Raw genomic sequence first — 12,702 nt, forward strand, 5'->3', positions numbered from 1 at the left:
GCTCCTATTGAACCAGGATGTCGGCATGCAGCGCTCCAGCCGCCTTGATGGCCTGGAGGATGGCGATGGTGGACCGCGTGTCGACGTGGGCGCGCGTCAGGCCCTGCACGAGGTCGGCGACCGTCGTGTCGGGAAACTGCACGACCGCGTCCTTGGATTCGGCCACTTCGAGCTTGGTGTTGGTGACGATCAGGCTGCGTACGCCGCCCCCTTCGCCGCCGGCGCCGTAGGTGTAGCCGTAGACCGGCTGCGAGGCCTGGTTCTCGGCGGTCACCGAGACGCGCACGTCCCCCTGCGAGATCACCACGCTGGAGATCCGCACGCCGCCGCCGGCCACCACCGTGCCCGAACGCTCGTTGATCACCACGCGCGCCTGGGCGTCCGGATTGACCCGGACGTTTTCGACCCGCGTGATCAGCCGATAGAGGCGGGCGCGGTCGGCCTGGGCCGCGATCGACACGGCGTCGGCGTCGCGCACCGAGGCCACGCCGCTTCCCAGGGCCTGGTTGATCGCGTCGGCCACGCGCTCGGCGGTGGTGAAGTCCGGATCCTTGAGGATGAAGGTGAGGGTCCCGTCCGCTCCCAGCAGGTGGGCGTCGACGGCCGCCTCGACCGTGGCGCCGGCCGGCATGATCCCCGAGGTGGGGTAGTTCTTCTGCTGGCGGTTGAGGTCGGAGTCGAAACGGTATCCCCCGACGACCAGCTGTCCCTGGGCCAGGGCGTAGCTCTTCTGGTCGGGACCGACGAGCGGGGTCATCAGCAGGGTGCCGCCCACCAGGCTGCGGGCGTCGCCGATCGAGGAGACGGTGACGTCGATGCGGTCGCCGACATTGGCCGACGGCGGCAAGGTGGCGGTCACCATCACCGCCGCGACGTTGCGGCTCTGCACCTGGTCCGGCGTCACGTTGACGCCCAGGCGTCCCAGCACGTTCTTCAGGGCCTGGCGGGTGACTTCGCTGCGCGGGGAGTCGCCCGAGCCCGACAGGCCGATGACGACGCCGTAGCCGACGAGGGCGTTGTCGCGCCAGCCCTGGAAGCGGCCGATGTCCTTTACGCGCACGTCCTCGGCCCGGGCGGGCGCGGCGGCCGTGGCCGCGGCCAGGGCGAAGACGGCGACGAGGAGGGCGAGCGGACGGCGCATCACAGCAGGCCCAGCCAGTTGAAGATCCGCGCGGCCGCGCCGGGCTTGCCGGTGCGGGCCACGAAGCCCGAGCCGTCGTAGTCGATCATCACGTCGGCCAGCCGCGAGGAGACGATCGCATTGTCGCCGGAAATGTCGCTGCGCCGGGCGCGCCCCTTCAGGCGGATGAAGGTGCGGTCGCCATTGATGTTCAGGACCTGTTCGCCGGCGACATGCAGGTCGCCGTTGGGCAGGACCGCATCGACGGTCACGCTGATCTGGGCCAGCAGCTTGCCCGAGCGACCGGTCTGGCCCGAGCCGTCGTATTCGCCGCCGAGGTTCAGGTGCGCGCTCTTGCCGGCGCCGCTTCCTGTTCCGGCTTCGCCGGACAGCCGGTGGGTCTTGCGCGCGCCGGTCTGGGCGGTGTTCGAGGCGCTCGAGCTTTCGTAGATCACCACGGTCAGGGTGTCGCCGACCTGCTCGGCGTGACGGTCGGAGGCCATCGCCGACCAGTTGCCGGGCTTGTAGAGGTCGGACGCGACGGCCGCACCGATCGGCGCGATCGCGATGGCCAGGGCCATGACGGCGGCGCGCCTCGCGGCCTGGGCGGGGAGGATCATTGATCTTGCTCCACGGCGGCGACGGCGAAGATCCCGCCGCCGGCCTTGACGAAGAGCGGTCGGCCCGCGCGCGCGGCCTGCACCGCCTGGGCGTCGCGCTCGACCGTGACGGCGCCGATCCGCGCGGTGACACGGACGGTCTGGCCCGGGCGCACGGCGGCCAGCAGGCTGGCGGGCGGGGCGGCGAGGGTGTCGCTGGTCGCCAGGTCGCGATCGGCGCGCAAGGCCTGGGCGGCGCGGTCATAGCGCCAAGCCGTCCGAGGCGCGTCGACGGCGCAGGCCGCGTCGGTGAAGTCCGCGGCGGTCAGGATCTGGTCGCGATCGATCGCGTGGAGGGGGCGCACGCATGCGGCGGAAGTCTGGAGCGACGGCGCGCCCGTCGTACGGCGCACCACGACCCCGGCGGTTTCGCTGGACCGCCAGGCGGCCAGCAGGGGCATCCGCCGCCGTCCGTACGCCTGGATCTGCTCGGCGGTCAGCGTCGCGCTCGCGCCGGGGCGCAGGGCCAGGATCGGCGTTTGCGCGGCGCGCGCGCGCAGGTCGGGCCGCAGGCCGGACAGGTCCGCCACGTCGCCCAGCCGTACGACCGGGCCCTCGATCTCCACCAGGCGCGGCGCGTCGGGCGCGGGCGAGGCGAGGGCTGGCAGGATCGCCGTGGCGAGAAGGCTCCAGGCGAGGGGCACTAGCGTTTCAGGCCGTTGGCGATCGCCATCAGCTGGTCCCCGGCCTGCACGACCTGGGCGTTGGCCGCATAGGCCCGCTGGGTCAGCAACAGCGTCACCATCTCGTCGGAGATCTGCACGTTGGAGGCTTCGACCGACCCCTGGACGAGAAGGCCGGCGCCCTCTTCGCCGGGGGCGACCGTGGTCGCCCGACCGCCGTCGGCCAGTTCGTAGACGCCTTCGCCGACGGCCGAGAGGGCCTCGGGATCGCGCACCATCGTCAGGTCGATGCGGCCGATCTCGCTGCGGGTCTGGTCGTCGAGCAGGGCGGTCACCTTGCCGTCCGCGCTGATCAGGAAGTCGTGCGCGCCGGTCGGGGCGGCGATCATGCCGCGCAGCGACATGCCGTTCGAGGCGGCGAGAAAGCCGTCCTCGCCGACCTTCAGGGTCCCGCCGCGCCACAGCACGCTGCGGCCGGAGGGCGCCATCAGTTCGATGAAGCCTTCGCCGCGGATCGCCAGGTCCATGGACCCGCCGGTCTCGCGAAGGTCGCCTTGCGTGAAGACGCGCTCGACGCCGCCGGAGGACACGCCCGAGGGAGGAGCGCCTTCCGTCGCCAGCGGATTGGAGGCGACCAGTTCGGAGAACCGCACGGTCGCGCGTTTGAAGCCCGAGGTGTTGAGGTTGGCGATATTGTTGGCGGTGACGTCGAGCGCGCCCTGCTGGGCCCGAAGCCCGGTGGCGGCGATGTAGAATGCCCCGTTCATGCTCTAGACCTGTCCAAAAGTCGTGATCGCGCGGCCCATGAGGTCGTCGTAGACGTTCGCCAGCCGCTGCCCGCTCTCGGCGCGGCGCAACGCTTCCATGACGGCGATCATCTCGTCGCCGCTGTTGACGTTCGAGGCTTCGAGCACGCCCTGGCGCACGACCGGACTTTCGACCTCGGCGAGGGCGTCCGCGGGGGCGGAGAACAAGCCGCCTTCGGCGCGGACGAAACGCGAGCGGTCGGCGGCGTCCACGATGGCCAGACGTCCGACCGGCTGGCCGTCGTCGAGCACCACGCCGTCGGCGCTGACCTTGAACGCGTTGCTGCGGACGATGACGTCGCCGCCGCCCTGAAGCTGCAGGGCGTGGCCCTGGACGGTGAGCAGGCGGCCGTCTTCGGCGCGCTTGAACTGGCCCTGCCGGGTGTAGAGAACCGTGTCGGCGGTCCGCACCGCGAAGAAGCCCTCGGCGCCAAGGCTCAGATCGTAGGGGTTGTCGGTCACGACGGGCTTGCCGACGGAAAAATCGGTGCCGCTGGCCGTCTGGAGGGTTCCGTCAGCTCCCATCAGGGAGGCGAAATCGACGCGCCGCTTGTAGCCGGGCGTCGTCAGATTCGCGAGATTCTGGGCAACGATCTCAGCGCGACGTTGCGACTGCCCTAGAATGCTCGATACGAAATCAATGTACTGCCCCATAAGGCATGGCTAGCAAAAGGCCTCAACCACAGGAAGGCGCAATTGGAAGATTTGTGTCGATATTTTTCAGCAATGTAATGATCGGTAGCGCCTGAGGCGGCGTCAGTCGAGGTTGACGACGTCGAACGACTTCAGGTCGATGGTATGCGGGATTTCGTTGACCGAAACGATCGACAGGCGAGGCACGGCGCGGCGGGTGAATGTGCGCAGGTGGCGGCGGACTTCGTGGCCGCACAGCAGCACCGGCGCTAGATTCTGTTGCATCATCGCATCGACCATCGGGATCAATTTGCGCATCAGTTGCTCGGCCAGGCGAGGGTCGATCACGAAGCCGCTCTTGCCGTCGCTGCGCCGCACGCTTTCGGCGATTTGAGCCTCGACGCGGGGATTGAGGCTGAGCACGGCCAGTTGCTCGTTGGCGCCGCGCAGATCGTGGCAGATGCCGTGGCTGAGTTTCTGCCGCACCAGTTCGGTCAGTTCGGCATGGTCCTTGGTGGTGCGCGCCACGTCGACCAGCGCCTCGGCGATCAGGTCGACGTTGCGGATGGAGACGCTTTCGGCGAGCAGGTTCTGCAAGATCCTCTGGATGTCGGAAACCGTCATCAGAGCGGGGACCAATTCTTCGACGAGGCCCGGCTGGCGCGTCCGGACGCCTTCCAGGATCTGCACGACGTCGGTTCGCGTCAGCAGCGACGGCATCTCGACGCGCAGGACCTCCCCGAGGTGGGTCATCATCACCGTCACCGGATCGACCAGGGTGTAGCCGGAGTCCTGGGCGTGGTCGCGCTGGTCGGCGTCGATCCAGACGCCGGGCAGGCCGAAAGCGGGGTCGCGCGCCTCCACGCCCGTCAGGGGCGGCTTGGCCGGCCCCGTGCCGATCGCCAGCGTCTGCTGCGGAAACAGCTTGCCGTGGGCGTGGCGCGAGCCCGACAGCACGATCTCGTAGGCGTAGGGGTCCAGCTGCGCGCCGTCCTGGAAGAGGACGGCGGGGAATGCGAAGCCCGTCGCCTTCTCCTGCTGGCGACGCAGTGTGGTGATCCGGTCGCTGAGCAGGGGCTTCATCGATTGCCAGTGCTGTCCGAGCTCGCGGCCGAGCAATACTTCGATCGGCGCTGGCGCGCGGCTTTCCGCGGCGGCGGCTTCGTCGGCGGGGCTCTCGATGCTGGCGCCCATCAGGTCCTCCGGGCGCTTCTTGCGCGACGCGAACCACACGGCGCCCAGCACGGCGATCAGGATCAGCAGCGGCCACTTGGGCATGCCCGGCAGGGCCAGGAGCACCAGCAGGGCGCCCAGGACGATCAACGGGATCTTGGGGATCGACGAGAGCTGGTTGAACACCTCGCCGCTCAGTTGGCCGTCGGCCGAAGAGCGCGTGACGATGATGCCCGTGGCCACCGAGATGATCAGGGCCGGCACCTGGGTGACGATGCCGTCGCCGATCGTCAGCAGGGTGAAGGTCTGCAGGGCCTCGGTCCAGCCCATGCCCATCTGGGCGACGCCGATGAACCAGCCGGCGAAGATGTTGATCAGCAGGATGATGACGCCGGCCACCGCGTCGCCCTTGACGAACTTGCTGGCCCCGTCCATCGCCCCGTAGAAGGCGGCTTCCTTTTCCAGTTCCTTGCGGCGGCGCTTGGCCTCGTGCTGGTCGATAAGGCCCATGTTGAGGTCGGCGTCGATGCTCATCTGCTGGCCGGGGACCGAGTCCAGGACGAAGCGCGCGGCGACTTCCGACACCCGCTGGGCGCCGGAGGTGACGACCACGTACTGGACGACGACCAGGATGAAGAACACCACCAGGCCGACGACGTAGCTGCCCTGCACCGCGAAGGCGCCGACCGCGTCGATCACCTGGCCCGCATGGCCCTGGGTCAGGATCAGCCGCGTCGCCGCGACGTTCAGCGCCAGGCGATAGAGCGTGGCCACCAGCAGAAGCGACGGGAAGGTCGAGAACGACACCGGCTTGGCGACGTAGAAGGTCAGCAGCAGGATCGTCAGGCCGAGCGAGAAGTTGGTGATGATGAACAGGTCCAGCAGCACCGCCGGGATGGGCGTGAACAGGATGAGCAGGATCGCCACCACCCCGCCGACCAGGTAGAGGTCCTTGTTCTTGCTGATGATACGCTGGAGCATGGACTATAGTTCTCTGGCGGGTTGCTCACGCTGGCGCTCGCGCAGCGTCATGTAGATCCTGGAGACGGGACCGTAATAGTCGGCCGGCACGGCCTGCCGCAGCTGGCAGCTGCTATAGAGGGCCCGGGCGAGGGGCGGGTCCGGCACGATCGGTACGCCGTAGCTGAAGGCCAGCGCCTTGAGCCGTTGGGCGAACTGGTGGGCGCCCAGCGAGACGACGATCGGCGCTTCCATGCTGCGCGGATCGTATCGCAACGCCACGGCGAAATGGGTCGGGTTGGTCAGCAGCACATCGGCCCCGCGCAGGTTGCGCAGGCTCTGGCTCATCTTGACGAATTCGCCGTGCAGCTGCCGGCGCCTTTGCTTGATGCGCGGTTCGCCTTCGCGATCGCGGGACTCGCGGCGCAGTTCGCGGCGGCTCATGCGCATCTGCTTGAGGAATTCGCGGCGCACCAGCCACTGGTCGAGGATGGCGAAGGCGAGGGCCGCGCCGACGAAGAAGGTCAGCAACCGCAGGCCCATGTGTCCCATCGCCTGGACCAGCCGGGCGGCGTCGGTCGCGGCGGGGCCCTCCACCGCCCAGGCGATGCGGAGCACGATGGCGACGAGCGCCGCATAGACGGCCAGCTTCAGCAGGGTCTTGGCCGTCTCGATGAGGGTGCGCACCGAGAACACCCGCTTGAAGCCCTTGGCGGGGCTGAGTTTCGAGAAGTCGGGTTTCAGGGGCTGGGTGGAGAACACGAAGCCGGTCTGCGCCACCTCGAACAGTCCCACGACCAGGAAGGTGGTCGCGCACAGGAAGGCCAGGGGCCGGAACATCGAGGTCAGGACGCCGGCGGTGACGATCATGATCTCGTGGCCGCTGGCCGAAACGTTCGGCGCGGCGACCAGGGCTCGCTCGGCCGCCCGCGAGATCTGAACCCACAGGGTGTCGCCGCCGATCCAGAGATAGGCCAGCAGGGCGAACGAGCCGGTCAGGAAGCTCAGGTCCATGCTCCGCGCGACCGATCCCTTCTCGCGCGCCTTCTTCAGCTTGAAGGGGGTGGGCTTCTCCGAGCGGTTCTGTTCGGTGTTCTCCATCCTAGAGCAGGCCCGGAATGGCTTCGAGCGTCAGGGTCGCCAGGCGGGCGAGCAGGGCCCCCACCGAGCCGATCATGATGGGCAGGACCAGCAGCAGCAGCAGGGTCTTCACCTGCAGCCCCAGGATCAGGACGTTCATCTGCGGCATGGTCCGCGACATCAGGGCGATGGCGAGATCGGCGACGAACAGGGCCAGCACCGCCGTCGCCACGACGCCGAAGCTGGTCATGAACACCACGGACATGAAGGTGGTCAGCGGCCGCAGGCTGTGGGGCGCCTGTCCCGTCCCCAGCGGGACGGCCTCGACGGAGGCCCGCAGCAGGCGCAGCAGTTCGATGTGCCCGTCCATGGCGAAGAACACCGCGCCGGCCGCGTAGGCCAGCAGCGCGCCGACCAGGGGCGTCTGCCCCCGCGTGGTGGGATCGATCAGCATCGCCAGGCCGTAGCCGGCCTGGATGTCGACGGTTCGGCCGGCCAGGTAGAGGCCCGCGAACATCACCTGGAACGCCAGGACGAAGATGGCGCCGAGCAGCAGCTCGCGCGCCCCGGCCGTCAGCAGGTCGCCGGCCCCGAGCGCCGAGGCCCATTGGTCCTGGGGCAGGGACGAGGCCAGGACGCCGGCCAGGCCAAGGCCCAGGAACACGCGAAAGAGCGCCGGGGTCCGCGTGAGGGTGAACGGCGGCGCCATGGCGAACACCGGCCCGATCCGCAGGCCGAGAAGCAGGCTGGTCACCACCCATCGGATCAGGGTTTCGAACGTCATGGCCTAGACGAGCGAGGGGATCATCTGGATCAGGTGGGTGGCGAAGCTGGTGATGCGGCCCATCATCCAGCCGCCCAGCGCCATCAGCACCAGCACGGCGACGATCAGCTTGGGCACGTAGCCCAGCGTGGCCTCCTGCAACTGGGTGGCCACCTGCAGGACGCTGATCAACAGTCCCACCACCAGGGCCGCGATCAGGACCGGCGCCGAGACCACGGCGCTGTTCCAGAACAGCAGCTTCATCAATTCCAGAGCCTGATCGGCGCTCATCGTCACTCACCCGCCCGTCGCCTGACCTCCCACAAGCGGACGTGTGGAACAAGGGGCAACCGCAACGCGTGGGCGAGCTCATGCGGCGCGGGCCGCAACCGGGTCTATCGAATTCCGGATCTCAGGTCCTGGATCGCTCTTTGCAGCAGCACGGCCGAGCGGGGTTCGCCCTCCAGCGTTTCGACCACGCGCTCGACCACCTGCTGGAACTTGGCCTCGTTCAGAAGCTCGCTTCCGAAGCCTTCGGCCAGGACCGCCTCGATCAAGGCGCGGCCCAGCTGTCGATCATCCACGTCGCGCACGGCGGCGAGGGCGTAGACGCCCTCGATCATGGCGGCGTCCCGCGTGGTGGAGCGCGTCGCACGCGCCTTGCCCGCCGTTCCGGCCGCCCGCGCCTGCAGCCGCCGCCGCAGCAGGGCCACGAGGCCGTCGATGTTGGAGATGGGTTCCACGAGCGCTTCGCGTCCAGAGCCTGGGGTGACTGCGCGGCCAGCCTTAGCGGAGTTGCGGCCGGGCGCAAACCCGTCGCCCGGCCCGCCCGGGCGGCAGGGCTCAGCCGGCGCCGTTCAGGCCCGAGCCGAGCTTGGCCATGGCCTGGGAAAGGGTTCGGCCGTCCGGTCCGAGCGGCGTGTTGAGGGCGATGGCGCGGATGCGTTCGGCCGTGGCGGCGTCGCCTTGCCGCGTGGCCATGAGGCTGCGGGCCAGCGCGGCCGAAAGGCAGGCCTTGTCGAGGCGGAAGGCGACCTGGCAGCGGCGGGTGGCGCTGTCGATGCGGTCGTCCATGACATCGAGGACCGCCAGCGCCCCATGGGTCTCGGCGAAGGTGTCGTCCAGCGCCAGGGCCTTTTCGAAAAGGCGGCGGGCGGCGGCCTGGTCGCCTTGCGCGAAGCGGCCCCAGCCGGCGGCGACCCACGAGCCCAGGTGATCGCCGAAGCGCGCGGCCGCGGCCTCGACCAGGGGCGCGCCGGCGGCGGCGTCGCCTTCGGCCAGCAGGGCCAGACCCTTGCCCAGCTGGGCGCGGCCGCTGGTCGGATCGACCGCAAGCGCGCGATCGAACAGGCCCGCGGCTTCCGACACGTGGCCCTGGTCGAGGGCCAGGGCGCCGAGGGTCGAAAGGCCCTCGTGGGTGTCGCCCGCCCGCAGCGCATAGGTCCGGGCCAGGTCCGGCTCCTCGGCGTCGATCGCCGCCACGGCCAAGGCGCTCATCAAGGATTGATCGTCGTGTCCGGCGGCCGCGTAGCCGGCGCCGACCGCGAGCGCCTCGTCCAGCCGATCGAGACGATGCAGGGCCTGCACCTTGAGCGCCGCGGCGGCCGGCGTGGCCGCGACCACGGCGTCGTCGACCAGGTCGACGACGGCTTCGGCGGTCCCCGCCATGGCGCTGGCCCAGGCCAGGTTGAAACGGAGATGCGGATCCTGTGGGGCGGCCGCCAGCAGCGGCTCGAACAGCGCGATCGCGTCGGCGTAGTGGGCCTCGTGCAAGGCCAGCAGGCCGGCGGTGTTGCGCAGGCGGGGCGGCAGCGGCTCGAGAGCGGCGTACCGCGCGATCATGTCCGAGACGTCAGGCCAAAAGCCCTCGTCCAGCGCGGCGTCGGCCGCGTCGGCGATCAATTGCAGGTTCGACGGATCGACGCGCAGATAACCTGACAGGCGCTCGAAGCGGGAGGCCGTAGCCGCGGGTGCTGGTTGGGACATCGGACGCTGCAATCTACCTGTCGGCGCAAGGCGCCATGCGCTTCGCGCTCAACCTATAAGCGGAGGAGAGGGGCGGCAAGGCTGGGTGACGCCTGGGACGCGGCGAGGGATGGCGCGCGCTCCGCTCCTGGATGGCGGCTTGATGTGGAGCGCCGGACGGGTCGTCTTCAGGAAAAGTCCGTGGAGCGCGACAGGGTCTCGCCGGCGTCGAACTCTCCGGCCAGGACGCCCAGCTTGGCGCGGGCGAACCTGGGCCTTTGGCCCTGGGGAGCAACGACCAAAGTCTAGGCCGGCGCCTACGTTTGGCCGGATGGGCGGCGCGGAGGCGTCGAGCTATTGCCGACAGGACGCGCCAGGTGCTCCTTCCGAGCGTTGGAACGCGCTTTTCCGCGAGGTTCCGGCATGGCGACACAAATTTCGAAGACGCGCTTGGAAGCGTTTAGCGACGGCGTGATCGCGATCATCATCACCATCATGGTGCTGGAGTTGCAGCCGCCCAAAGGCGGTGACCTGGCCGCGCTGATCCCGCTGCTGCCGACCTTTCTCGGCTACGCGCTGAGCTTCACCTATGTCGGCATCTACTGGAACAACCACCACCACCTCCTGCGGGCCGCGGGCGGCATCAGCGGTTCGGTGATGTGGGCCAACCTGCACCTGCTGTTCTGGCTGTCGATGATCCCCTTCGCCACGGCCTGGATGGAGCAGAGCCACTTCGCCCGCGTGCCGGTGGTGACCTACGGCGTGCTGCTTCTGATCACCGGCGCGGCCTTTCGCCTCCTGGCCTCGCGCCTGGCGCGTCACGAGGGACGGGAGTCGGCCCTGGCCGCTGCATTGGGCGTCGACTGGAAGACGAACCTGTCGATCGCCGGCTACGCGGCCGGGGTGCTGGTCGCCATCGTCTCGCCCACGGCCTCGTTGGCCCTCTACGTGGCCGTCGCCGCGTTGTGGCTGCTGCCCGATCGACGCGTCGCCCACCTGGCCGACGGTCGCCACCACGCCGCCGAGAACTGATCGGCGGCGCTTCCAGAAACGAGGATCGAAATGGATTTCGAAGGCGAACATCAGGGCAAGGTCGCCCTGGTGCTGGGCGGGTCGCGCGGTATCGGCGCGGCCATCGTCGAGCGGCTGGCCATGGACGGAGCCAAGGTGGTCTTCACCTATTTCGCCTCGCCGGATCAGGCGCGGAACCTGGCCGCGAGGCTGGGCGGCCAGAGCTGCGAGGTCGTCGCCCTCCAGGCCGACAGCGGCGACGCCGCCCAGGTCGAGGCGACGATCGACGAGACGCTGGCGCGGTTCGGGCGGCTGGACATCCTGGTGGCCAGCACCGGCGTTCTGCACCGTGGTCCCATCGAGCAGATCTCGCTCGAGGACTTCGATCGGGTGATGGCGGTCAATGTTCGGGGGGCCTTCGCGGCCGTGCGCCACGCCGCGCCCCTGATGACCGACGGCGGGCGGATCGTCACCATCGGCAGCAACATCGTCGCCCGTGTCGGCTTCACGGGGGCGACGCTCTACACCATGGCCAAGGCGGCCGTGGCCGCACTGGTCAAGGGCGCGGCGCTGGACCTCGCTTCGCGGGGGATCACGGTCAACAACATCCAGCCCGGGCCCACGACCACCGACATGACCTCGGCCCACGTCGAGATGATCCTGCCGCTGATCCCGCTGGGTCGCATGGGCCGGCCCACGGAAGTGGCGGGCCTGGTCTCGTACCTGGCGCGCGACGAGGCGGGCTTCATCACCGGCGCCAGCCTGACGATCGACGGCGGCGTTTCGGTCTAGCGAACACGAAAGGGACCGGCTGGAGTGACTGCTCCGGCCGGTCCCGCAACTATTCTGAACGATCGGATCAGCGTCCCAGGATCAGGGCGGCCTTGTGAGTATTGCGCGCGGCCCAGAGGGTCGCGACCCAGCCCAGGATCGCCGGCAGGGTGACCGCCGGGAAATCGCGGGGGATCACCGAGACGGAGCAGATCCCGACCGCCACCTCCCAGAAATGGAACAGGGCGTGGCCCGAGAGCCAGAGGGTCGGGGCGGCCCACAGGAACAGGCGCAGGTCGGGCCGTTTCGCACCGCACAGGAAGCTCGCGCCGATCAGCATGAAGACCAGGCCGATGTCGCGGATGAAGTGCTGGTTGTACGACCCGGTCGTAGTCACGCCGGGCACGGCGAAGTACCAGCCCTCGGGCGAGATCAGCATGAACAGGCCGTTGGCGATGGCCGCCACGCCGAGGATGACGGCGAGGCCGACGATGATGGATTTCGTCACGGTGGATCCTCCGAGGAGCAATGGAAAAGTCACGCCCCGGCGCGCGGGGAGCCGGGGCGTGACGGAGGGCGGCCCGACGTCGCGGGGTAGCAGGGACTGGCCGCCTTCCGGCGTCGAACAAGCGGGGGGAGAGTTCGACGTGTCCTTTAGGCCGCGGAGGCGGCGGGCTGCACGGCGTGACCGGTGCGCGCGGCCACCTGCAGGCGGTTCCATGAGTTGATCTGGCCGATCAGCAGCGACAGCGCGGCGATCTCGGCGTCGCTGAACTGGGCCTTGACCAGGGCGTAGTCGGAATCCGGGGCGCGGGTCGTGGCGATGAAGGTCAGGGACTCGGTCCAGGCCAGGGCGGCGCGCTCACGGTCGGTGTAGAGCGGGGACTCGCGCCAGGCGTCGAGCATCTGGATGCGCAGGTCGGTTTCGCCATGCTGGCGGGCGTCCTGCACGTGCATGTAGATGCAGAAGGCGCAGCCGTTGATCTGCGAGGCGCGCAGACGGACGAGCTCGGCCAGGCTGTGCTCGAGGCTGGTCGCGTTGATGGCGGTCTCGACGGCCAGCATGGCCTTGGTCACTTCGGGGACCAGCTGGAACGGGGCGAAGCGGGGCGTGTTGGTCATCGTCGTTTCCTTTTGT

At 69.2% G+C, this 12,702-nt stretch carries 15 protein-coding genes; 2 read left to right on the forward strand and 13 right to left on the reverse strand.

Annotated elements, in window-relative coordinates:
• Window positions 1-4: 4 nt before the first annotated feature.
• From AC1RRS_RS22415 to AC1RRS_RS22465, 11 genes are all read right to left on the reverse strand, one after another.
• Window positions 5-1,141, reverse strand: coding sequence for a flagellar basal body P-ring protein FlgI (locus AC1RRS_RS22415; protein ID WP_492857096.1), 1,137 nt, complete (start codon window positions 1,139-1,141; stop codon window positions 5-7).
• A complete protein-coding gene (locus tag AC1RRS_RS22420; RefSeq protein ID WP_492857097.1) occupies window positions 1,141-1,740 on the reverse strand; it encodes a flagellar basal body L-ring protein FlgH in 600 nt (199 codons plus the stop codon). Before AC1RRS_RS22420 ends, AC1RRS_RS22415 begins: the two co-directional genes overlap by 1 nt.
• Entirely contained in the window at window positions 1,737-2,423 is a 687-nt protein-coding gene (locus AC1RRS_RS22425) for a hypothetical protein (protein WP_492857098.1), read from the reverse strand. Before AC1RRS_RS22425 ends, AC1RRS_RS22420 begins: the two co-directional genes overlap by 4 nt.
• Window positions 2,423-3,169, reverse strand: coding sequence for a flagellar hook-basal body protein (locus AC1RRS_RS22430; RefSeq protein WP_492857099.1), 747 nt, complete (start codon window positions 3,167-3,169; stop codon window positions 2,423-2,425). The genes AC1RRS_RS22425 and AC1RRS_RS22430 overlap by 1 nt, the downstream gene beginning before the upstream one ends.
• 3 nt (window positions 3,170-3,172) lie before the next feature.
• Window positions 3,173-3,862 carry a flagellar hook-basal body protein gene (locus AC1RRS_RS22435; protein ID WP_492857100.1) on the reverse strand — a complete coding sequence of 230 codons (690 nt, stop codon included), beginning with the start codon at window positions 3,860-3,862 and terminating at the stop codon, window positions 3,173-3,175.
• Between the two features lie 102 nt (window positions 3,863-3,964).
• Complete coding sequence (locus AC1RRS_RS22440) at window positions 3,965-5,995, reverse strand: flagellar biosynthesis protein FlhA (RefSeq protein ID WP_492857101.1); 2,031 nt, start codon at window positions 5,993-5,995, stop codon at window positions 3,965-3,967.
• Window positions 5,996-5,998: 3 nt separating this feature from the next.
• Entirely contained in the window at window positions 5,999-7,075 is a 1,077-nt protein-coding gene (locus AC1RRS_RS22445) for an EscU/YscU/HrcU family type III secretion system export apparatus switch protein (protein ID WP_492857102.1), read from the reverse strand.
• Window position 7,076: 1 nt separating this feature from the next.
• Window positions 7,077-7,838: a flagellar biosynthetic protein FliR gene (locus AC1RRS_RS22450; RefSeq protein WP_492857103.1), complete on the reverse strand. Its 762-nt coding sequence runs from the start codon at window positions 7,836-7,838 to the stop codon at window positions 7,077-7,079.
• A gap of 3 nt (window positions 7,839-7,841) precedes the next feature.
• Window positions 7,842-8,108, reverse strand: coding sequence for a flagellar biosynthesis protein FliQ (gene fliQ / locus AC1RRS_RS22455; RefSeq protein WP_492857104.1), 267 nt, complete (start codon window positions 8,106-8,108; stop codon window positions 7,842-7,844).
• A 104-nt stretch (window positions 8,109-8,212) separates the two neighbouring features.
• On the reverse strand, window positions 8,213-8,560 hold the full coding sequence (locus AC1RRS_RS22460; protein WP_492857105.1) for a hypothetical protein: 348 nt from the start codon (window positions 8,558-8,560) through the stop codon (window positions 8,213-8,215).
• A gap of 100 nt (window positions 8,561-8,660) precedes the next feature.
• Window positions 8,661-9,803 carry a tetratricopeptide repeat protein gene (locus tag AC1RRS_RS22465; protein WP_492857106.1) on the reverse strand — a complete coding sequence of 381 codons (1,143 nt, stop codon included), beginning with the start codon at window positions 9,801-9,803 and terminating at the stop codon, window positions 8,661-8,663.
• A 429-nt stretch (window positions 9,804-10,232) separates the two neighbouring features.
• Between AC1RRS_RS22465 and AC1RRS_RS22470 the strand changes: the two genes are divergently transcribed.
• Both AC1RRS_RS22470 and AC1RRS_RS22475 read left to right on the forward strand, forming a co-directional pair.
• On the forward strand, window positions 10,233-10,814 hold the full coding sequence (locus AC1RRS_RS22470) for a TMEM175 family protein (RefSeq protein WP_492857107.1): 582 nt from the start codon (window positions 10,233-10,235) through the stop codon (window positions 10,812-10,814).
• Window positions 10,815-10,844: 30 nt separating this feature from the next.
• Window positions 10,845-11,585, forward strand: a complete 741-nt coding sequence (locus AC1RRS_RS22475; RefSeq protein WP_492857108.1) for an SDR family oxidoreductase — start codon at window positions 10,845-10,847, stop codon at window positions 11,583-11,585.
• Window positions 11,586-11,652: 67 nt separating this feature from the next.
• On the opposite strand, the gene AC1RRS_RS22480 is transcribed toward AC1RRS_RS22475, so the two are convergent.
• Both AC1RRS_RS22480 and AC1RRS_RS22485 read right to left on the reverse strand, forming a co-directional pair.
• Window positions 11,653-12,072, reverse strand: coding sequence for a hypothetical protein (locus AC1RRS_RS22480; protein ID WP_492857109.1), 420 nt, complete (start codon window positions 12,070-12,072; stop codon window positions 11,653-11,655).
• Window positions 12,073-12,218: 146 nt separating this feature from the next.
• Window positions 12,219-12,686, reverse strand: coding sequence for a carboxymuconolactone decarboxylase family protein (locus AC1RRS_RS22485; RefSeq protein ID WP_492857110.1), 468 nt, complete (start codon window positions 12,684-12,686; stop codon window positions 12,219-12,221).
• Between the last annotated feature and the right edge of the window lie 16 nt (window positions 12,687-12,702).

Source organism: Caulobacter sp. GW821-FHT12A07 (assembly GCF_058807655.1).